Here is a 23152-nt window from a genome sequence, read left to right as displayed (position 1 = left end):
GATCCCTCAGTCATTTCCTAATGCAACATCTAATGATGCAATATCATTAACTGCTGCAGCGTTCATTTCTTTAGAAATACGTTTTGTTAAGCCAGTTAATACTTTTCCTGGTCCGATTTCTAATAATTGTGTGATACCTTTTTCAGCAATAAGTTCAACGGTTTCAGTCCAGCGAACCGGATTATAAAGCTGGCGAACTAATGCATCACGGATTGCATTTGCATCAGTTTGCGCTATCACATCAACGTTATTAACCACCTGAATTTCAGGTTGTTTAAATTCGATTTCTTGTAATGCAACCGCTAACTTATCAGCAGCCGGTTTCATTAAAGCACAGTGAGAAGGCACGCTTACTGCTAATGGTAAAGCTCGTTTAGCGCCCGCTTCTTTACATAACACACCAGCACGTTCTACGGCTTCTTTGTTACCTGCAATAACCACTTGACCCGGTGAGTTAAAGTTGACAGGTGAGACTACTTGTCCTTGTGCTGCTTCTTCACAAGCTTTTGCAATAGCGTCATTATCTAAGCCGATAATCGCATACATTGCACCAGTACCCGCAGGTACGGCTTCTTGCATCAGTTGACCACGTAATTCTACTAATTTAATTGCTGCAGCGAAATCAATAACGCCGGCACACACTAAAGCAGAATACTCGCCAAGACTGTGACCTGCCATCATTTGTGGCATTTTGCCTTGTTTTTCTTGCCATACACGCCAAATAGCAACAGAAGCAGCTAATAATGCTGGCTGTGTTTTCCATGTTTTGTTTAGCTCTTCTTCTGGACCATTTTGAACTAAGTCCCAAAGAGAGTAACCCAATACATCAGATGCTTGAGCAAATGTTTCAGTCACGATTGGATATTGCTCTGCAAGTTCTGCAAGCATTCCAACAGATTGTGATCCCTGTCCGGGAAAAACCATTGCAAAATCAGTCATGTTTATTTTCCTGATAATATTAAAAACGGATAAGTGCAGAACCCCAAGTAAAACCGCCACCAAACGCTTCCAGTAAGATTAACTGACCACGTTGAATGCGATTATCTCTTACAGCTTCATCTAATGCTGTTGGGACTGATGCTGCTGACGTATTGCCGTGGCGATCTAATGTCACCACTACTTTATCCATTGTCATATCCAGCTTTTTCGCGGTCGCTGAAATAATTCTTAAATTTGCCTGATGAGGCACAAGCCAGTCCAGTTCAGATTTATCAATATTGTTAGCTTCAAGTGTCTCATCCACAATGTGGGCAAGCTCCCGAACTGCGACTTTAAAGACTTCATTTCCTGCCATAGTCACATAAGCAGGCAAATCGTCATTTTCTCTACTCTGATAAGGTAATGCTAATAGATCACCAAAACGACCATCAGAATGTAAATGGGTAGAGATAATGCCTTCTTCTTCTGATGCGCCAACAACTACAGCCCCTGCCGCATCACCAAACAGGATGATCGTGCCACGATCTTCTGGATCTAAAGCGTGAGATAATCTGTCAGCACCAATAACCAGTGCTTTTTTAACAGAACCCGCTTTAATAAATTGATCCGCAATACTTAATGCATAAACAAAACCCGAACATGCAGCCGCAACATCGAAAGCAATACAATCACTAATACCTAATGCATTTTGAATTTGGCAAGCTGCACTTGGAAAAGCATGAGAGCCAGATGTCGTTGCAACAATAATCAACCCAATGTCTTGCTTATCAATACCTGACATTTCTAATGCTTTTTCGCCAGCACCCGCACCCATCACGGCAACAGTTTCTTCTTCTGTTGCAATTCGACGTTCATGGATACCCGTTCTGGTAACAATCCACTCGTCAGATGTTTCAACCATTTTTTCTAAATCGGCATTAGTTCGCACTTGTACAGGCAAGTAACTACCAGTACCTAAGATTTTTGTATACATTCTATCAATCGCTCTTGGGTAATACTGTTGTCAGTCGTGAAGCAATTCGCTCTGGAATTTTTCGCTCAACGGCATGAACAGCCTGTTCTATTGCTGCTGTAAACGCGCTTTCATTTGCGCCACCATGGCTTTTAATGACGATACCGCGTAATCCTAACAGAGAAGCACCGTTATACTGGTCGGGGTTCATATGTCCAAAACGCTTAATTAGCCGCTTTTGTAACCACTTCTTCAATATTTTCATCCACCACGACGTTTTTTTATTTTCGGTAGTAGAAGATTTAATCAATGAAAGGAAAACTCTAATAACGCCTTCCATCGTTTTAAGGGAGACATTACCTGCGAAGCCGTCACACACCAATACATCCGTTTTGCCTGTCAGTAATTCATTACCTTCAACATAACCAATATAATTAATATTTGGTGTCGATTTTAATACCGTAGCAGCTTCGCGGATATTATCTAATCCTTTACTCTCTTCTTCACCAATATTTAAAAGCGCCACTTTCGGTGAATCAATATCTGCTATCTCTTCGGCCATTACTGCGCCCATTACCGCAAACTGCACCAGCATTTTGCTATCACAGTTAACGTTAGCGCCTAAATCAAGAACGACGGTCTTGCCTTTTTTCTGATTAGGTAATACCGAAACCAGAGCAGGACGTTCAATTCCATCAATTGCATTAAGTCGAAGTTTTGCTAATCCCATTAATACGCCAGTATTCCCTGCACTTACACAAGCTTGTGCATCCCCTGTTTTCACGAGATCAAGTGCCACTCGCATTGATGTACCTTTACTTGCTCTAATAGCTTGTGAAGGTTTGGCATCATTGGCGACAATATGTTCTGCGGGTATAACTTGTAAACGGGAGATTAGCTCAGCATTTTGATTTGCAAGCAGAGGAGATATAGAGTCTGGTTGACCTACCAGCAATATTTTTAAATGAGGATTAGATGCCAGCGCCCGCAAACAAGCAGGCACTGTGATGCGAGGACCGAAGTCCCCGCCCATCGCATCTAACGCTATGGTTAGATTTGTCAAGGTATCAACGAGCTATAAAGCTAATTACTTGTTGATAACCTTGCGACCACGGTAGTAACCGTCAGCAGTTACATGGTGACGCAGGTGAGTTTCACCAGAAGTTTTGTCAACAGAAACTTGAGTTACTGTCAGCGCGTCATGAGAGCGACGCATACCGCGTTTAGAACGAGTTGGTTTGTTTTGTTGTACGGCCATTGACCTTACTCCTTAGTACTTTTCTTTAAACTGGCTAATACGGCAAATGGATTTGGCTTCTCTGATAATTCTTCAGGGAGTTCACCAAACACCATATCCGCGTCGGACACTTCACAGTGTTCAAAATCATGTACCGGAACCACCGGCAAGTTGAGGATTATTTCATCTTCAATCATTGCCAGCAAATCTATTTCACCAAATTCGTTTACATAAACTGGTTCATATTCTTCCGGTAATGTCTCGGCCCGTTCATCACTGACAACAGGGCTAAAACAATACGTTGCGTGAACATGATACGGAAAATGGCCACCACAACGTTGACATTCTAAAGTCACATCCACATCGGAATGCCCTTTAATCACGGCAAGACGTTGATGGTCAATATCAAATGATAAAGCCACATCAATATTACTGTCCACACTGACCACCGATTCAGCTAAGCGGCTTACTTGCTCTGGAGAATAATGACCGTCATAGTCTAAATTCTTTTGAGCTGCTCGCAGCGCATCAATGGTCAGGGGTAATTTTACCTTTTGCATAAGGCGCGCATATTATCTTTGTAATGGAATATAGTCAAAGAAAAAGGCGGGTTATCTACACCTTTCCACCAAAATTCGCTTTATCAGCGGCGCATAGTTTAGAATGTCAGGCATCATTTTGCTACGGATTTTAAAAAAAATATGTTGCCACTCGTCCTTGCGTCTACTTCACCCTTTCGAGCTGAGTTGCTGAAAAAGCTTGGAATGCCCTTTATACAAGCATCTCCAGAGATTGACGAAACCCCGATGCCCACAGAGTGCGCTCAAGATCTTGTCAGTCGTTTATCCTATGAAAAAGCCAGCGCTTTACAAGTAAAATTTCCACATCACCTTATAATTGGTTCTGATCAAGTTTGTGTGCTGAATAAAAAGATCACGGGAAAACCCCATAATTTTGATAATGCCTTTGCACAATTAAAACAAGCTTCAGGACAATGTGTCTCGTTCTACACCGGATTAACTGTATATAATAGCCTAACTTTAGAACATCAAACGCATTGTGAATTATTTCAAGTTTACTTTCGTCATTTAACTGATGAAGAAATTATCAGTTATTTAAATAAAGAGATGCCGTTCAATTGTGCTGGAAGTTTTAAATCTGAGGGGCTAGGCATTACTCTATTTGATAAACTTGTCGGTGATGATCCAAATTCTTTAATTGGTTTACCACTTATCCGATTGAATAAAATGTTACTCTCGCAAAGAATAAACCCATTATTTTTCTCTGATGATCACAAATAAATTTGGTCATCTTATTTTTTAATCTCATGTAGCGATAAAACGTATTATGAATAAATTAGCATCAGTCTTAACAGCTTTAGTGGTGGCAACAGCATTAGTGGGTTGTTCTGATGAAAAAGACACTGAAATTTCAACAACAAAAGTAACTAACACGACAAATACTATCCAAGACAGTGTGATTTCAGACAAAAAAGATGACAACAAATCTTTATTTAAAAAGAATTTTGTCAGTAGCTGCATATTAGGTTCTGGTATTACTGATGATGCGTTAATTCCTCAAATTGCCGAAGTCTGTGAATGTACTTACGACGGTATTATTAAAAATTACGGAATTACCGAATTTATCCGTGTAGATATGGAAATGCGTAAAAACGGTTCAAAATCACTGCCTAAAGAGTGGGATATTGATAAAGTTGTTGAGCAATGCATGACAAAAGTGGAAGGTTAATTCTGTTTTCCACTCACTTTCTTAGTGGTTTAAGAAAAGCAATACGCCCAACAAACTGGGCGTATTGAATATTCAGATTTTCTGTTGAAATAAAAATTTTCGACTTAAGATTTTTGACTACGTAATACTTGCAAACAATGGCGCAACTGATTATCCATTGGCGCTTCAATTCGCATTTGTTCACCCGTTGAAGGATGAGTAAATGTCAAAGAACTTGCATGTAAAAATAGACGATTAAGTTTAGTTCCTACCAATTGTGAATCAAAATCACGATCACCATAACGATCATCAAATGCAATAGGATGACCTGCATGTAATGTATGCACACGAATTTGGTGTGTTCTTCCTGTCACAGGGCTTGCTTTCACAAGTGTGGCAAATTCAAAACGCTCTTCCACTTTAAAACGCGTTTCAGAAGGTTTTCCTTCATTGCTTACTTTAACGACTCGCTCACCACTTTGAAGAATATTTTTCAATAAAGGTGCCTGAACAACTTTAGTGTGAGATTGCCATTGACCACGCACTAAGGCTAAATAATCTTTTTGCATCTGTTTTAAGCGTAACTGCTCATGCAAAGCGCGTAATGCTGAACGTTTTTTAGCAATTAACAGAACACCCGATGTATCTCTATCAAGACGGTGTACAAGCTCTAAAAAGCGAGCTTCTGGACGCAATGCACGTAAACCTTCAATCACACCAAAACTTAACCCACTACCCCCGTGTACAGCCGTACCAGAAGGTTTATTGATAAGCATTAAATGGTCATCTTCATATAAAATACAATTTGACAATGCAGCGACTTTATCAAGTTTTGGTGATACCGCGACTTCTTCTTTTTCCGATACTCGCACAGGAGGTATACGGATGCTGTCACCCGCATTGAGTTTATATTCAGGTTTAATTCGCCCTTTGTTAACTCGAACTTCCCCTTTACGGATAATTCGGTAAATCATACTTTTTGGTACACCTTTTAAGCGTGCCAGTAAAAAATTATCGATACGCTGGCCTGCTTCATCGCCATCAATGGTGACGAACTGAACTTGATTAAATGATTTCATAGTGGCGATTCTTTGGCTCTCTTAAAATAAAAATAACAAACAACTTTGTGGTGTACAAAATAACATCAAATCTGTCGTCTATTTTAACCTGAATAATGGGAAAAAGACGAAACATTAGCTAATCTCTCATATTTATACAGAAAAAGTCACCAAAGCAGAAAAGTCATCTTGCTATAACCCTAACACCAATGGAATAATGCAGACTCTCCTGATTATGTTTATCAGGTATATTTATGAAAATTTTGTTTGTTTGATTTTCAAAATGCAGCAATGGCGTAAGACATAGTCGAAAATCAAACAATTTAGTATGCCATAAATACATCGCTTATTGAGTTGAAACATCGTGTTCAATTAAAGAGTGCTGAATTTTTGAACTAAAAATCAGACTCACCGACATATTGCACCTCTATACAACCGACAACCGTGAGGTTGACGCATTTGTAAAAGACACGAGGTCATCGGTTATCAATAGTGTAATTACGTATGTTAGTGGCACATTATAAAACGTGAAAATAACGAGTAAGTCACAATATGAAAAGAATGTTAATTAACGCAACTCAGCAGGAAGAGTTGCGTGTTGCCCTTGTCGATGGGCAACGTTTGTACGATCTGGATATCGAAAGCCCCGGTCATGAACAGAAAAAAGCGAATATCTATAAAGGTAAAATTACTCGAATTGAACCCAGCTTAGAAGCCGCTTTTGTTGATTATGGTGCGGAACGCCACGGTTTCCTTCCTATCAAAGAAATTGCCCGCGAATACTTTCCTAGTAATTATCACTCCCATGGTCGTCCTAACATCAAAGATGTCTTAAAAGAAGGCCAGGAAGTTATTGTTCAAGTTGATAAAGAAGAGCGTGGTAATAAAGGTGCAGCATTAACCACTTTTATCAGCCTTGCGGGAAGTTATTTGGTATTAATGCCAAATAATCCTCGTGCAGGTGGTATTTCTCGCCGTATTGAAGGTGAAGACCGTACTGAACTCAAAGAAGCTTTATCAAGCCTTGAAATCCCAGATGGTATGGGTCTGATTGTACGTACAGCAGGTGTTGGTAAATCTGCCGAAGCGCTACAACAAGACTTAAGCTATCGTTTAAGACACTGGGATGCAATTAAGAAAGCCGCTGAAAATCGCCCTGCGCCATTCTTAATCCATCAGGAAAGTAACGTAATCGTTCGCGCATTCCGCGACTACTTACGTCCTGATATTGGCGAAATTTTAATTGATAACGCAAAAGTCGTTGAAATGGCACGTAGCCATATTGAAGCGATTGGTCGTGGTGATTTTGCTAGCAAAATTCGCCATTACACCGGTGCGGTACCTCTGTTTAGCCATTACCAGATTGAATCACAGATTGAATCTGCTTTTCAGCGTGAAGTTCGCCTTCCTTCTGGTGGCGCTTTAGTTATTGATACAACTGAAGCATTAACAGCGATTGATATCAACTCCTCACGCTCAACCCGTGGTGGTGATATCGAAGAAACTGCCTTTAATACTAACTTAGAAGCGGCTGACGAAATTGCACGCCAATTACGTTTACGCGACTTGGGTGGTTTAATTGTTATCGACTTTATCGACATGACGCCTGTACGTCATCAGCGTGAAGTTGAAAACAGAATGCGCGAAGCTGTTCGCCAAGATCGCGCTCGCATTCAAATTGGACGCATCTCTCGCTTTGGCTTATTAGAGATGTCTCGTCAGCGTTTAAGCCCTTCATTAGGTGAATCTAGCCATCACGTTTGTCCGCGTTGTTTAGGCACCGGTACTATTCGTGATAACGAATCACTGTCACTTTCTGTGTTACGTCTTATTGAAGAAGAAGCTCTTAAAGAAAATACACATGAAGTACACGCAATTGTGCCTGTTCAAATCGCCTCTTATTTGCTTAACGAAAAACGTAAAGCAGTAACAGACATTGAATTACGTCAATCTAATGTCAAAGTGGTTATTGTTCCTAATGACCAAATGCAAACGCCTCATTTCTCTGTTATTCGTGTACGTAAAGGCGAAGAAATTACCTCTCTGAGCTACAACTTAGCGCAATTCCATGAGAGTCAGTTAAATGAAGCTGAGGACGATGTTGTTACAGAGCGTAAAGCACCTGAACAACCTGCTATTTCAGCCTTTGGATTGCAAGAAGAAGAGCCTATTGAAGCAACGAAAAGCAAAAAAGCACCTCAACCTCAAGCTAAACCTGTTAAATCAGAACAAGCTCAAGGTACAGGTTTCTTTGCCTCTATCGCAAAATTCTTCTCTAACTTATTTAGTAGTGAGCCAGAACCTGTAGTAACACCAGAAAAACCACAGGAAAATAAGAAAGAGAATAACGACAATCGTCGTGATCGTCGTAATAACAATAATCGACGTAACAACAATAATCGCCGTGACCGTGATAACGATCGTAATCGTGATAACGCAAATAGCGAAGACAATCGCAAAAATCGCAATCAAAAACCACAAACAACGCCAACGACTGAAGTTAGTAGTGAGCAAGAGATTGCAGAGCGCGAAGCTCGTCGCCAGCAGCGTCGTGAACAACGTGCGGAACAGCGTCGTCGTCAAGAAGAAAAACGTCAACAGCAACAAGAAGCGGCTAAAGCACAAGCGGCTCTTGCTGAAAATGATACCGTTGCAAAAGGTAATGCTGATGAGAAGAAAGAAGAACCTCGTCGCCCTGCTATGCAACGCCGTAATCGTCGTCAATTAACACAATCTGTACGCGTGACTGACAATGATAATGCATTAGCTGTTGTACCTGTTGTGACTGAAAAAGCCGTTTCTGAGCCGCCTGTTGCAACAACACAAACTAAAGTTGCGCCAACAGAAAAATCAGCGCCTAAAGCAGTTGCTGTTGCGAAAGTTGAAGCAAATGAAGCACAAGCTGTAAAAGCGTTACCAGATGCAACTAAATCACAAGATGACAATAAAAACGAAGACAATAACGGGCAAGATAATGTTATGCCACGTCGTTCTCGCCGTTCGCCTCGTCATTTACGTGTAAGTGGTCAACGTCGTCGTCGCTATCGTGATGAGCGTACCTTAACAGTATCACCAATGCCTCTGGCAATGGCGGTGGCTTCTCCTGAGCTTGCTTCAGGTAAAGTCTTCATTCGCTACCCAATCACACCAATAAGTGATGCAGCATTTGTTGAAAATAATGTTGAAAATAACAATGACGTTTCTGTTGAAAACCACATTATTACTCATCAAGATCCACAAATGGTCGCTATCGCACCCGCGGTTTCAGAAGCCATTGTTGCTGATATTGCACAGGAAGGATCTACAGAATCGACTTATTCTGTTACGGTTAGCACTGAATCAACCACAGAGGCTGTTGCTGAAATTATTGCAGTAGAGCCGCCAAAAGCAGAGTCTGTTGAAACGAATAACATCATTGGAAGCAACGTTATCAGTGATGTAATTAATGAAGTGAATACAGAAGAGCACGTTACTCGTAAAGAGAACATTTCAGCGGTATTAAATACCACTGAAGCTTACATGCATGAAACTTCACCACAAGTTGAAACAAGTATCGCGCCAGAAGAAGTTGCACAAGATACAGTTACACCAGTAGAAAGTGAAACTTCAACACCTGAACAACCTCAGCCTGTTGAAGCAGTAATAGCAACTGAAGAAACTGTTGAACAACACAAAGAAGTTGCTGTTGAAACTGTTGTTGCCCCTGCCACTAAAGCTGAAACTGTTATTGAAAATCAGCCAGAAGCAAGTGCAATCCCAGTTGTGGATGTTGAAACAGTAACCGAGAGCAAACCAGCTGAAGTTGTTATTCGCCAAGAGCCTGTTGCAGTTGCACGCCAACTACATGCAAGCTCTCCAATGACAAAAGCACCAGCTGCTAATGAAGCTCCTGTGGCAATTGAAATCAAAGCGTGGGAAGCACGTCCAGCTTTTGATAAGAAAGGTCGCACTGGTGCAGGTGGACATTGTTCTACTAATCACGCTTCTTCAGGAATGACTAAAGCTGAAAGTCAAAACTGATAATAAAGTGTTATTAAGAATATCTTGATAATACTGTTAAATTGAGAACCCACTTTTTAGTGGGTTCTTTTTTTTGGGTAACCATTAGCTAATTAACTTGGCGCTAATTAACTTAGTGCTTATTAAGCCAACAATAAAATAAAAAAAAGCCCCTGAATATTCAATTCAGAGGCCTTTCATTTATTATTTTTAGTAAAACAATCAGTCTTTTAGATCAGGAAGATTTTTAATTTCACCCATAGCTTTTAACTGCTTAGATAATTCACGGCGCTCTTTAGACAGATCGGCATTTTTAATAATGTAATCGTCAACACGATCGTCATAGTCACTACGCATATTAGCAATAATGCCCAGTACATCTTCAATCGACATACCCGGTTTAATATATTCACTTAAGTTGTCTAATAAAAGAACACGTTTTTGGTTATCACGGATCTTTTTCTCATTGTCAGTGATCTCACGACGGATTTTGTTTTTACGACGATACATACGCACAAACTCCAGTACGTTTTGGAAAGACGGCTTGTTTGCGTTATCCATTTCCTACACCTTTACAATTGATATTTAAGATAAATAGCTCTGTTTAAGATTATCGCTTAATCGTGTCAATAAACAAGCAAAGTTTACAAATTTAATTGATTTTGCTTAATTAACAATTAATTAGGATGATATGTATTAATAAATATAGTCAACATTTTTTAACCCGCAAATATTCACTTAATTAATGATAAAAAAATGGCTACACATTTTTACTGGTAGCCAAAATCGACACTACAAAGGATAAATTAATAAGTAATTAAATAGGTTGTGCCTTATTTTGGTCTTCATGTTGTAAACCATCAAGTGGCGGTAATGCTTTCGCGTCTGAACGTAAAAACACAGCTGAGAAAAGTGTTGTCCCTATCACAATACATCCCATCACCATATAGGTTGGTGCAAAACCATAATGATCATAACCATAACCTGCTAATGGAGATAATAATGTAGCAACAATAGAGCTAACACATTGGAAGCCGACTAAATAGAGTGTTGAAGATAAACGTTTATCAAAGTGCTGACTGTTATATTTAAAAATTGAAATTAATAAAATAGGTAACTCAACAGCATGTAATAATTTCATACAAGAGATCAAGACAGGTCCTTCAACTAGCCCTGAGCCAATAATACGTGCAGCCATAACACTACTTGCCAACAATAAGCCGTTTTTAGCGCCTATTCTATTAACCAGGAAAGGCGCAATAAACATACCACCAGCTTCTAAGAATACCTGCAATGAATTCAGATATCCGTACATCTCATTACCCTGCTGTAAGGTTGCAAATTGCGATGAGAAAAAAACGGGAAACTGTTGGTCATAAACCCCATAAACACAGGTGCCAATAACAAACAAGATAAGCGCCCAAAAACGAGGCAGCGAAAGTAAATTCAGTGCGTCTTTTATGGTAATAGCCGATGTTTTACCATGCTCTAATTGATTAAATGCGTCTGATTTATCTGTTTTTAACAGTGTTAAAAGAATTAAGAACACAACACCAGAAACAGAAGCCATCACAAAATTATAATTAGGATCGATGTTTATATTGTGCCCAGCAATAAATGTTGCAGATGCCCAACCTAACGATCCCCACATTCTCGCCCTACCGTATTCAAAACCACGAATACGACTAACACGCTCGGTATATGACTCTAATACACCAATACCCGCATTAAATGTCATACCAACATATAAGCCCCCTAGAATAGAACCAACAAAAATATTCCAACGAAGTATTGAGGCGAAACCTAGAAAAAATGGCCCAGAAAGAATAAGTAAGACTGCAATCACTAATAATAAATTCTTTCTTAGCCCTAATTTATCTTGAATAAAGCCGTATAGGGGTTGAGCACATAACGCAATCAGAGAAATTGCAGAGAATATTAATCCAGTATCAGTCGCTTTTAATCCTACATACTGGTTTAACCAAATAGAAACTAATGAAAAAGATGAAGACCAGGTAAAAAAGAAGAAAAATAACAGCGCACTTAAGATCGCATAGTATTTTTTTGAGTCTTTGTTCATTGGTTGAGCGCCTTATAAAGTCATTTCACCTTTAAATGTTAACGTTAACTTTCAAGTTCACAAACAATTATATCGCTTTAATGTGATATAAAGCACATAAGTTAACGTTAACAATTTGAGTTATGTGTACTGGATCTACTTTTATTTTTATTGTCGCTACTGACAATAAAACGCACAAATAGGCATCATATAATCCCTTTTCTTTGATTTCCTTTGTTAAAATAACAGTATCCTCCATAACTCACTTAAAACAATGCTAACTGATTTAAACCACCTAACACTCGCCGTCAATAATGTGAGTAAGAGCTTTGCCTTTTATACTGAAATATTAGGCTTTAAGCCTCTTGCTTTATGGGATAACGGTGCTTATCTACAACTAGGCTCCTTATGGTTATGTTTATCTCACGATAAACGCCATATTACTGAAGACAGTGATTACACCCACTATGCTTTCAGTTTATCTGCAAATAATTTTGAAACCTTTAAACAACACCTTTTATCCCATGACATTACTGCATGGAAAGAAAATAAAAGTGAAGGTGATTCATTCTATTTTTACGATCCTGACCATCATAAACTTGAAGTTCATGTGGGTGATTTAAAAAGTCGCTTAGAAGCTTGTCGTCAACATCCTTATTCAGGCATGCAATTTTTCGACGAAGCCGAAAAAATATAAGGGCTAAATTGTTACTATGAAAAAAGTAATCAATATTAGCGGTGGTACGCTCCTATTAATCCTCACAGCAACACCTTATATTAAACACGACATAAGCGTACTTTGATCTGACATTTCACGTTTACCGCATTATGGTTTACCATGGTCTTAATGAAGCCCAATACAACTCATTGAGTAATGATTTAAAAAAATCATCAATAAATTTATGGTAGGAAACCTTGTCTAATTCAGCGAAAACGCCCACATTTTACATTCATGACTACGAAACTTTTGGTACTCACCCTGCGCTCGATCGCCCTGCACAATTTGCGGGTGTAAGAACAGATATGGATTTCAATATTATTGAAGATCCTCTCGTGATTTATTGCAAGCCTAATGATGATTATCTGCCTCATCCAGAAGCCGTGATGATCACAGGAATAACGCCACAAATAGCGGCAAAAAATGGGATGATTGAAGCTGAATTTACTCGTCAAATTCATCAAGCTTTTAGCCAACCTAATAGTTGTATTATGGGCTATAACAACCTGCGATTTGATGATGAAGTCACTCGCAATATCCTTTATCGTAATTTTTATGATCCTTATGCTTATAGCTGGCAAAAAGGAAATTCGCGTTGGGATTTACTTGATGTTTTACGTGCCTGTTACGCACTGCGCCCTGAAGGTATTATTTGGCCTGAAAATGAAGACGGTTTTCCAAGTTTCCGTTTAGAGTTATTAACCAAAGCAAATGGTATTTCTCATGAGAATGCACATGATGCAATGTCTGATGTTTATGCCACCATTGCGATGGCAAAAAAATTAAAGCAAGCGCAACCACGTATGTTTGATTATTTCTTTAATTTACGTGATAAACGCAAAGTGCAGGCGCTAATTGATATTCCGGCAATGACACCAATTGTGCATGTTTCAGGTATGTTTGGTGCCGCACGTTCTAATTTAAGCCTTGTTGCACCATTAGCGTGGCATCCTGATAATCGCAATGCAGTTATTGTTTGCGACTTAGCCGCCGATATATCCCCTTTATTAACACTCGACTCAGATCAATTGCGTGAGCGTTTATATACGCCACGTAGTGAACTATCCGTTGAGGAGCCACCAGTTCCACTTAAATTACTGCATATTAATAAATGCCCTATTGTGGCACCGCAAAATACATTAAGACAACAAGATGCAGATAGAATTGGTTTAGATGTTGAGACTTGTTTAAAGAATCAGGCAATCTTGTTTTCTCATCCTGAAATACGCAATAAAGTCGTGGAAATATTTGCGCAACAAACGCCTTTTGTTGTATCTGATAACGTTGATTCACAAATTTATAATGGTTTTTTCAGTGAAAATGATCGTAGTGCGATGGAGATTATTCGCTCAACACAACCACAGAATTTACCCGCGTTAGATTTAACGTTTGAAGATGCGAGAATGGAACCTCTGTTTTTCCGTTATCGTGCAAGAAATTATCCTTCAACGTTGAATTATGACGAACAACAACGTTGGTTGACGCATAGAAAAGAGATGTTAACGCCAGAAAAATTAACCGAATATATTAATACTATTCAGTTATTAGCTGAAGAATATGCTGATAATGAAGAAAAATTAAAGCAGCTACAAGAGCTTTATTTATATGCTCAAGAGATAGCGAGCTAATAGATAAAATAAAGGCAGGTTTTACCCTGCCTTTATTTTTTAATTTACTAAACACAATCTACAATAATTATTCTTTGTTCTCTGTATTAGTATCATTATGAGCGCGCCCACATCCACACTCTTCCCCCCAATATTTTAGTTTTGAGGTTTTACCAATACCTGGGTTCATGCTATTGGTTGGATCGTTATGTTTATAGAATGCTTTTAATTGAGGTTTAGCATAATACATATGACCAACGTTATGTTCTGCGGGATATTCTGCTCCACGTTGATCTAATAACGCCAGCATTTCTGCTTTTAATGCTTTAGCATCAACACCTTTTTTAATAATATAATCTTGATGCATAACGTGACACATAAAATGCCCACAATAGAGTTTATAAAGTAATTTACTCTCTATTTCAGGAGGTAGTTTTTCAAACCAATCTTTGTCATTACGACGCAATGCAATATCTAATGGCAACACATCTTCTACGTCATTAACATGAACGGCATGATAACGCACTGCAGCACCTGCGGCGGCAAAACGATGTAAAAAGGCTTTATTCCCCTCTTCTTCGGTACATTCAAAATAATCGCCTGATGCTAGTTTAAAGTATTCTTTTAAATAAGTTGCGGCTTCTTCAATTCCATCATCCGCCATTCTTAACATAAGATGATGCTCATATTTGTCACGAAAATCTGTCATACGTTCAGGTAAATGAGCAGGCCATAGCTTGCTCATAAACTGCATGGTTCTATCCACCATATTTTTAGGTAAAAGAGGCACTTTATTTAATACCGCATCTACTCGCCCTTTTACGGCAAATAGTATTGGCATTTTATCTGTGCCTAATTTATCAATCACCAAAAATGTATCTTTTCCATACACTTCCGCCATTTTGTAATAGCTTCTATGCATATATTCCCCAGCAACAGGCAGCTTTTTAAAATGACTTAAAATATGACGACGAATATCTTCAAGTTCGTCCGGATTATTAGTACCAATATAAAAAACTTGAGTGCGATGATCTGCGGGGAAAGTATCTAACCTCACAGCAAATACAGATAATTTTCCGGCACTTCCTGCTGCTTCATATAAACGCCGTTCATCATTGTTAAAACGAGAAGGTGTATTAGCATCAACATCACGTATACGCTCATGGTATTCATGATCAGAGGCTAGTTTTTCTGTTGTTTGTATCTGTGTCTCATGATAATGACGATTATCTAAATTAGTTAATATTTCTTCGGGTGTTTCACCTAAATCAATGCCTAAATGGTTAACTAATTCAGCTTCACCTTTTTCATTAACACGAGCATAAAGTGATAATTCGGTATAAGCAGGTCCACGGCGAACTAAAGCACCGCCCGAATTATTACAAATTCCGCCTATTACCGACGCACCAATACAAGATGATCCAATAACAGAATGAGGCTCCCGACCTAATGGCTTTAATACTTTTTCTAAATGCCATAACGTACTACCGGGGAAAGCAATAACTTGATTATGCTCTGAAAGAACCTGTATTTTATCTTGACGTAATGTACTAATAATCACGATATCTCTATCATAATCATCACCATTAGGTGTCGAGCCTTCTGTTAATCCAGTATTCGCCGCTTGCATAATAATAATTTTATCGGCTTCAACACAGGTTTTAAAAACTCGCCATTGTTCTAATAGATTAGCGGGAAAGACAACGGCCAGCGCCTTACCTTGCCCTGAACGAAAACCTTTGCGATAACGTTCTGTTTTATGTGCTTGGGTTAATACTTGTTTTTTACCAACGATACTTTCAAGTTTGCGAATAAAATGTTGATTTACAGAACTATTACTCTCATTCATTTTCCCTATCCTATTCCTGTCTTATCTGATTAATCTTTTATTTGCCCATTTTTATTATTACTCATAAGACTATGTGCAAAATATAAACTTATCATTTATATAACTGCTTTTATACTGCTATCCGCACTTCTTAAAAAAATAATCTTTATTTATTTCTAATCACTTTTATTATTTAAAGAGAATTTTGGTATTTGTTTCTTAAATAGAATATAAATAAGCACTATTTTAATATTTTATTCTATTATTAGCTTTTCTCTTGCTAGCTGCTCCCATGCTTGGCAACTTCGGCTTTTATAGCTGTTTTTATTATTGGCTAGCGCTATTTGATATGACAATGTAGGTTCCACCACAGGAAGAACAACCAAATCATCAATAGGATTTTTATTACACATACTGTTGGGTAACAGTGTTATCCCTACACCAGCTTTCACCATTGCAATAATTAAATCTAAATGGTTACTACGACCCGCAATAATAGGCGCTGTATTGTAAATACCACAAGCACTATAAATTAAATCATTAATACGGAAATCTTCAGAAAAGAAGATAAAAGGCTCATTAATCAACTCTTTAAAATGAATTTCCTTTTTTATAGCTAAAGGATGGGATGGCGACATTAATAGCATTAAGTGATCTTCTGAAAAAGGCGTTAATTCAAAAATATCTTCATTAAAAGGCAATACGACTGCGGCAGTTTCAACTCTGCCTTCTCTCATAGCATCAGCCATTTGTTTAGTACCCAATTCAAATATTTTTAGTTCAACCTGAGGATGGCGAGAGCTAAATGCCATAATAATATCAGCAAAATACGTCGAAGCTATTACAGGAGGTAATCCAACATTTAATGTTCCAGTTAATGGTCCAGACTTGTCCTGTAATGCTTTATTCATATTATTAAATTGTGCAAGTATCTGTTTTGCATGTTCAAACAGTATTGCACCATCATCCGTTAATCTAACGCCATCAGTTTCTCTCACTAATAAAATAATACCCAATTCATCTTCTAATTTTTTAATACTACGACTAATTGCAGGTTGAGTGATAAATAGCGCATCAGCGGCTCGGCTAAAGCCATTTAATTGAACAACCTCAACAAAATAGCGTAATGTACGAATATTCATTAGCAATATTTACCTTATTACATTTAGTTATGCCCTTAATGATAATAAACCATTTCATATCAAATAATATTCGCGATAAAACATTAAGCATAATGTAAAAGCATTCATATACTTTTATAGACTATTATTCGGATTTTTTGGAGATAATATGAGTAAGACTGTCGTTGAATATATGTTAAGCCGTTTATATGACTTAGGAATAAGTGATGTTTTTGGTGTGGCGGGTGATTATGCATTTCCCATAGAAGATACTATTTGTAATAGCAAACATATGCGTTGGATTGGCAACTGCAATGAATTAAATGCAGCTTACGCTGCTGATGGTTATGCCCGAATTAAAGGTATGGCAGCGTTATCGACAACATTTGGTGTTGGTGAGTTAAGTGCGATTAATGCTATTGCTGGCTCTTATGCAGAAAACCTACCTATTTTCCATTTAGTTGGTATGCCAGCAAGTGGTGTACAAAAAAGTAAGCGCCTTGTTCATCACACATTAGGTAATGGTTATTTTGATATTTTTTATCAATTAGGCCAACGTCTTGCTTGCGCTCACGCAATATTAACACCTGAAAATTGTATTACAGAAATGGAACGTTTAATTGCGACTGCATTAAAAGAACGTCGCCCTGTTTATATCGGCCTACCTTCTGATTATGCCACTATGCAAGTGATAGAACATTCCCCTGTTACCGCCCCCAAAAGACCAATAAGTGATAAAGAAATATTAGAAAAAGTGGTATCACTCATTATTGAAAAACTTGCACACAGCAATAATATCTGCGTATTACCTGGTATTTTATCCGCCCGTTTAGGATTATCAGATAATGTGCAAGCTTTTATTGATAAGACTGGCTTACCTTATGCCACTATGTTTATGGATAAAAGTATTTTAAGTGAATCTCATCCCCAATATATTGGCATGTATGATGGCAAATTAATGACACCTGAAGTCAGAGAATTTGTAGAAAATAGTGAGTACGTATTAGGGATTGGTGCAATGATGACCGACTTCAATACAGGAAGTTTTACTGCCAATATTAAACCAAAACAACTTATCAACATCATGCCTGAGTATGTTGAGATTGATTCAGTTATCTACACATCGATTTATATAGAAGACGTGCTCTCAGCTCTGACTCAACGATTACCGAATAAAACGTATCATCAGATAAAAGCCAAAGGATTAGGCGAAGCTGTGTTATCTGATAACGGTAAAATTACGGCTCAGTATCTCTATCCTCATTTAGAAAAGTTCTTTAAACCTAATGATATTATTATTGCAGAGACAGGTACATCATCAATGGGATTAGGTTTTGCCCTATTACCAGAAGGCGCTCAATTCCATAACCAAACATTATGGGGTTCTATTGGTTGGGCAACACCAGCATCATTTGGTGCAACCCTTGCAGCGCCTAACAAACGAGTTATTTTAATTACAGGTGAAGGCTCCCATCAATTAACGGTACAAGAGATTAGCCAATTTGTTCGCTTCGGATTAAAACCAATTATCCTTGTGTTAAATAATGATGGTTATTTAATTGAGCGATTATTATGTGATTACCCTGAAGCTTATTATAACGATCTTGCTCAATGGAATTATCATCAATTACCTAAAGCTTTTGGTGCAACAGATTGGCATTGTGAGAAAGTCACAACGATAGATGAATTAAATAAAGCGCTTAAAGTGGCGGGATCAACAGAAAGTGCCTCTTATATCGAAATAGTAACCGAACGATATGAAGCTTCTGAATTAGCACAAAAATTGAAAGAGTCTAAAGATTCGCTTTATTCATTTTAAGTTATCGTATGATTTAAATAACAAAACCTAGCTTAGGCTGCCTTAAGTTAGGAGAAATGGACACTACTTAGTGTTTAATAATTGGATTATTAATATGGAGAATGAGAGTTACCTTTTGTGTTTTACATAAGGCTTTGGCACCTATACTAAACGGGTAACTCTCAACTTTTCAAACTGAACTGTCAAATCTAATCAATAGAAATAAAAATATCTTCTATAAAAAAAAAGCGGCCCCTAAGATCCGCTTTTTTCTTTTTTAATCTATTACTTTTATCCTCGGACAAATATATTTACATCCACTTTTCCGCGATATTCACCCGCTTTTGTACCATCTGGTTTACAAATGGCCCATTTGATACCAAATATATCAGGTTGATTATTCCCCATATTGGTTCCAGTTAGTTCGAGATCTGTATTATTGAACTTTAATAGATCATTATTATTTTCATTAGCACATTTTAAACTTGGTGTTGAAGTTTGCTTATAAGGCAATCCTATAACCCAAGGTTTTTTGTCAGAGACAGTACCATTAATAGGTGCTAAAACTAACTTATTTACATTATTTGGATCTAAACTTCCCTCTTTAATTACCGCTGACATATTTACAGGGTTACCTGTACCACCACAGGACAATGTAAATACAGATTCTTTAATGACTTCATTCGTAAATGTCATGTTTTCATTAATTTGTTGATTAGATACTCCAGTAACAGCACAAGATCGTTTCACTGTTACATTGGCATTTACGTTAACTTTTGCATAGAAATCTCCCTCAACAATTCGGCCAAAACTCCCTACATAAAAAGGAGTCCCCGTATATGTTAGTTTTCCGGGAGTTAACTGAGCATCAATATAAACAGGAAATGAACTTGGAACCGTAACTCTAATATTTTTAATACCACCAGCAGGAACTGTAGTTGTTGCATAATTAGATGGTACATAACATACATTAACGTCAGGCGTTTCTTTATCAACAACACCACTATTTGGCTGAAAAAATTGCCCAGTATAGACACTTTGAAAACTAGAACCAAAATTGGATAGGCTGACATTATAATTAAATTGAGGAGTCACATAAACGACTGTGCCAGAATTCGAAGAATGCGTTAACTTTAAACCATATTTATTAGATTGATTAGGTATTTTAGAAACAAATGTAGAATTACACCTCGATTGTGACTGACTTAATGAAATAATCGCATATACACTATTCCACGAAGGATTACTCTGATTATCGTAAATAGGTTTTCCTTGAAAACTACTCGTTCCCGACAAAGTACCATTTATATATTGAACTTGACTGGGATTGATATTCATATCAATCACCCCTGTTAAGTTTAATGTCATAGCACCCATGTCTGTTCCAGCTAAAACATTAAATGACGAAGTCATTAATACTGAAGTCAGTGATGCCATCATTAAATTACGCATTTTCATAGTTATGCATCCACCTATAAAATAAAGATTATTTTTTATTGGCAAGAAAGAGATAAAATTCTTATTGGTTGCCTGCTATTGACTTCAATATCACTTAAGCCACTATACGAAACGCTGCAACTCTGTTGGTTTTTATTACCCCATTTCACTAACAGCTTGCCATTATCAGGAAGCCCACTCATATAAAGCTGGCCATTTTCACCAACAATACCTGTATTCAAATCATTAGGATTATCAGCATCAATTAACGTAGCAATAGCACCAAATGGGACAACACTTTTATTCTGAGAAAGATTTAAAATAGCTTGAAAGCCAATTTTTGTTTTAAAGGCAACCTTAACAATAGCGCCTTTTGTCGGAACTACATTTTGAGATGTTGATTGTAGAGTCGTATTGTCAGGCAATGTATTTACATTTAATGCAATTGTATTTTGGCGATATTCTGTAAGATATGGTGATAACGCATATCCCTGTCTATTAATCGCACCATTTCCTGAACTTAACTCTGTTCCTGTTGCTCCAGGTGCTTCAACAATAGCCATACTATTGCCCATGCTTCTACCCAGTAATAAACCACCTGAATGTAAAAGCAAACCACCATTCATGCTGCCATTAACATTATAATAGTCACTTGAATAATTATAATTTAGAGAGGATGTACCGTAGTTACCTGAATAATTAGCATATGCTGAACCATTATTAGATTGGCCTTGGTTAGCCCAAGATTGAGAAATACCATAAGATAAGGAGTTATCAAATGCACTACCAGATAATCCAACTTGCTGGTTAGTTCTTCCATTATTATCATGGTTTATCATGTAAGTGCTATTAAAATTGCTGAGTGCCGGCGAATTACTAAACACACTAAATGGAACGCTCACATTAAAACTAATTTGTCTATTTTCAGGCCAGCTATCATCTGATTTTATTCTATCAATACTGTAATTTATGCCAAAGTTAATACCACGAATATTGCTATTATAGCCTGTCGTAAGTTGAGTAACGTTCTTATTTTGCTCCCAATAATTATAACGGCTACCAGATAAATAAATACTACCGTACTGACCTAATGATTGTGATACTGACGTTGTAAAACGACTTTTTTCTCGTTCACCTAACCATGGTGAAGTGCCCTCTTTTAACCGATAATCTTCAGTATTAAATTGATTAAAATCGTAATAATCTTTAGTTGAAAAACGTAATGCCGTTAAGTCAACAGAGGTTCCCGTAGTGGTCATATTCTTAGAATAACGGAATCGATAAGATTGCCCATTTTGAGAACCTATTGTATTAAAGTCAGCATGAGCATGTGTGATATCTGTAGACAGAGCACCCCAATTACCTAATGAAATTCCTATCCCAGAGGAAATAGCGTAATAATCTTTCGCACCTAATACCCCGCCATAAAGAGTGACATCATGAGGTAAACCATAAATACCACTGGCAAGCAAAAAATCTGCCTTTTTAGAGCCAACCGTTGTGCCACCATCAAATCGCCCAGTACTAATTTCATATTTCCAACCACCCGGTCTTAACATTACGGGTAATGATGAAAAAGCAACTGTAAATGTCCTTTCTGAACCATCTTCTTCTTTCACTGTGACATCCAAGTTCCCTCCTGAGCCACTCGCGTAAAGATCGGTTATTTTAAATGCACCGGGTGCAACATAAGTTTGATAAATAACATTCCCATTTTGCCGGATAGTAATTTGGGCATTTGATTGAGCAATTCCACTCACATCTGGAGCAAAACCTTGTTGACTCGCTGGCAACATTTGTTCGTTAGAAACTAAACGCATACCTTTCATTGGAATACTATCAAAGACATCATTTCCGGTTGTCGTTTCACCAATAATAAATTCCGACCGCAAAGAATAAAGATTACGAGAAAGATATGTATTAGAAAATTTATTACTGTTATTACTTTGAGTCTCTGCATTATTTGAATTTCGGGTATACGTCTGTGTCATTGTCGAACGTAAACGCCAATCATAAAGATTAAACCCTGCTCTTAATTGAGCAAAGAAATTATCATTTTTTTGTTTTCCATTATTATTAATTTTATCAACATTACTATCGTTAGAAGAATGACCTCCACTAAACATATAATTGATAAACATAGCAGTAACACCACTATCAAAAGAGGCGGGATCAATATAGCCGACGGCATCATTAGACATAACAATTTGAGGAAAACTAGTGATTAGTTTTAATTCTGATAAATTTACTTTTATTAATGCATCAGGAATATATTCATTAATATCATAAATCACCTGATCACTTTTTAACATATTTAACTTAGGTATTACTTCAGTATTAACACCTAATTTATCTAATAAGCCTCGGGTTATTTCAGGCACCACTTTATTATTAGGTCCTTTTACCAAATTAATGATAAACTCACCATTGTTATTATTATTGACATAAACTAACAAAGATATTCTACCTTCAGGTAATGCATCTTTTTGTGAAAATTGGCTTAAATCAATTTCATTTGCAGATACACCTAATTGTCCATCAAGTAATGCGGGATCAAAATAATCTTCTGCAAAAGAATTAAATGAGAACAAAATAAGTGATGTAAAAAAACTGTATCTAAAAATTGCCATTGATTTATTCATTTTTACACTCTTAATATTTAGCCTTATAA

The 23152-nt window shown here is 37.5% G+C and carries 18 protein-coding genes; 6 read left to right on the top strand and 12 right to left on the bottom strand.

Going from position 1 to position 23152, the window contains the following annotated elements; all coding sequences use genetic code 11:
- Positions 1 to 6 precede the first annotated feature (6 nt).
- The 5 genes from fabD to yceD are packed head-to-tail and all read right to left on the bottom strand — an operon-like array spanning position 7 to position 3688.
- On the bottom strand, positions 7 to 939 hold the full coding sequence (gene fabD / locus QQS39_RS06960) for an ACP S-malonyltransferase (RefSeq protein WP_151434798.1): 933 nt from the start codon (positions 937 to 939) through the stop codon (positions 7 to 9).
- 19 nt (positions 940 to 958) lie between these two features.
- Positions 959 to 1912 (bottom strand): beta-ketoacyl-ACP synthase III, encoded by a 954-nt coding sequence (locus QQS39_RS06955; protein ID WP_151434797.1) that lies wholly within the window; start codon positions 1910 to 1912, stop codon positions 959 to 961.
- A 4-nt stretch (positions 1913 to 1916) separates the two neighbouring features.
- On the bottom strand, positions 1917 to 2954 hold the full coding sequence (plsX, locus tag QQS39_RS06950) for a phosphate acyltransferase PlsX (protein ID WP_151434796.1): 1038 nt from the start codon (positions 2952 to 2954) through the stop codon (positions 1917 to 1919).
- Between the two features lie 24 nt (positions 2955 to 2978).
- Complete coding sequence (rpmF, locus tag QQS39_RS06945; protein WP_006537252.1) at positions 2979 to 3149, bottom strand: 50S ribosomal protein L32; 171 nt, start codon at positions 3147 to 3149, stop codon at positions 2979 to 2981.
- A gap of 5 nt (positions 3150 to 3154) precedes the next feature.
- Positions 3155 to 3688 carry a 23S rRNA accumulation protein YceD gene (gene yceD / locus QQS39_RS06940; protein ID WP_023582576.1) on the bottom strand — a complete coding sequence of 178 codons (534 nt, stop codon included), beginning with the start codon at positions 3686 to 3688 and terminating at the stop codon, positions 3155 to 3157.
- Between the two features lie 141 nt (positions 3689 to 3829).
- Between yceD and QQS39_RS06935 the strand changes: the two genes are divergently transcribed.
- Both QQS39_RS06935 and QQS39_RS06930 read left to right on the top strand, forming a co-directional pair.
- Positions 3830 to 4429: a Maf family protein gene (locus QQS39_RS06935; protein ID WP_151434795.1), complete on the top strand. Its 600-nt coding sequence runs from the start codon at positions 3830 to 3832 to the stop codon at positions 4427 to 4429.
- A 46-nt stretch (positions 4430 to 4475) separates the two neighbouring features.
- The gene (locus tag QQS39_RS06930) at positions 4476 to 4877 is read left to right on the top strand and encodes a hypothetical protein (RefSeq protein WP_151434794.1); all 402 of its coding nucleotides are present in this window, start codon (positions 4476 to 4478) and stop codon (positions 4875 to 4877) included.
- Positions 4878 to 4981: 104 nt separating this feature from the next.
- On the opposite strand, the gene rluC is transcribed toward QQS39_RS06930, so the two are convergent.
- Positions 4982 to 5935, bottom strand: coding sequence for a 23S rRNA pseudouridine(955/2504/2580) synthase RluC (gene rluC, locus QQS39_RS06925; RefSeq protein ID WP_099076193.1), 954 nt, complete (start codon positions 5933 to 5935; stop codon positions 4982 to 4984).
- A gap of 531 nt (positions 5936 to 6466) precedes the next feature.
- On the opposite strand from rluC, the gene rne reads away from it, so the two are divergent.
- Complete coding sequence (gene rne, locus QQS39_RS06920) at positions 6467 to 9934, top strand: ribonuclease E (RefSeq protein ID WP_285805616.1); 3468 nt, start codon at positions 6467 to 6469, stop codon at positions 9932 to 9934.
- Positions 9935 to 10135: 201 nt separating this feature from the next.
- Here the strand turns inward: rne and tmaR are convergent, their stop codons facing one another.
- Positions 10136 to 10474 (bottom strand): PTS system regulator TmaR, encoded by a 339-nt coding sequence (tmaR, locus tag QQS39_RS06915; RefSeq protein ID WP_036937771.1) that lies wholly within the window; start codon positions 10472 to 10474, stop codon positions 10136 to 10138.
- A 256-nt stretch (positions 10475 to 10730) separates the two neighbouring features.
- On the bottom strand, positions 10731 to 11993 hold the full coding sequence (locus QQS39_RS06910) for an MFS transporter (RefSeq protein WP_151434792.1): 1263 nt from the start codon (positions 11991 to 11993) through the stop codon (positions 10731 to 10733).
- 253 nt (positions 11994 to 12246) lie between these two features.
- Here QQS39_RS06910 and fosA12 point away from each other — a divergent pair, with 253 nt between their 5' ends.
- Both fosA12 and sbcB read left to right on the top strand, forming a co-directional pair.
- Entirely contained in the window at positions 12247 to 12669 is a 423-nt protein-coding gene (fosA12, locus tag QQS39_RS06905; protein WP_151434791.1) for a fosfomycin resistance glutathione transferase FosA12, read from the top strand.
- Between the two features lie 218 nt (positions 12670 to 12887).
- Positions 12888 to 14318, top strand: coding sequence for an exodeoxyribonuclease I (sbcB, locus tag QQS39_RS06900; protein ID WP_285805615.1), 1431 nt, complete (start codon positions 12888 to 12890; stop codon positions 14316 to 14318).
- Between the two features lie 67 nt (positions 14319 to 14385).
- Here the strand turns inward: sbcB and dld are convergent, their stop codons facing one another.
- Both dld and QQS39_RS06890 read right to left on the bottom strand, forming a co-directional pair.
- A complete protein-coding gene (gene dld / locus QQS39_RS06895; protein WP_196736469.1) occupies positions 14386 to 16146 on the bottom strand; it encodes a D-lactate dehydrogenase in 1761 nt (586 codons plus the stop codon).
- Between the two features lie 233 nt (positions 16147 to 16379).
- A complete protein-coding gene (locus tag QQS39_RS06890) occupies positions 16380 to 17267 on the bottom strand; it encodes a LysR family transcriptional regulator (RefSeq protein WP_151434788.1) in 888 nt (295 codons plus the stop codon).
- Positions 17268 to 17415: 148 nt separating this feature from the next.
- Here QQS39_RS06890 and QQS39_RS06885 point away from each other — a divergent pair, with 148 nt between their 5' ends.
- Complete coding sequence (locus QQS39_RS06885; protein WP_285805614.1) at positions 17416 to 19065, top strand: alpha-keto acid decarboxylase family protein; 1650 nt, start codon at positions 17416 to 17418, stop codon at positions 19063 to 19065.
- A gap of 270 nt (positions 19066 to 19335) precedes the next feature.
- Here the strand turns inward: QQS39_RS06885 and QQS39_RS06880 are convergent, their stop codons facing one another.
- Both QQS39_RS06880 and QQS39_RS06875 read right to left on the bottom strand, forming a co-directional pair.
- The gene (locus QQS39_RS06880; protein ID WP_151434786.1) at positions 19336 to 20502 is read right to left on the bottom strand and encodes a hypothetical protein; all 1167 of its coding nucleotides are present in this window, start codon (positions 20500 to 20502) and stop codon (positions 19336 to 19338) included.
- A gap of 35 nt (positions 20503 to 20537) precedes the next feature.
- A complete protein-coding gene (locus QQS39_RS06875; RefSeq protein WP_265576268.1) occupies positions 20538 to 23123 on the bottom strand; it encodes a fimbria/pilus outer membrane usher protein in 2586 nt (861 codons plus the stop codon).
- Positions 23124 to 23152 lie beyond the last annotated feature (29 nt).

It is taken from the genome of Proteus appendicitidis (assembly GCF_030271835.1).
Classification (GTDB): Bacteria; Pseudomonadota; Gammaproteobacteria; order Enterobacterales; family Enterobacteriaceae; genus Proteus; species Proteus appendicitidis.
Note: the sequence above shows the minus strand (reverse complement) of the source record. Positions and strands in the feature narration are given on the sequence as shown.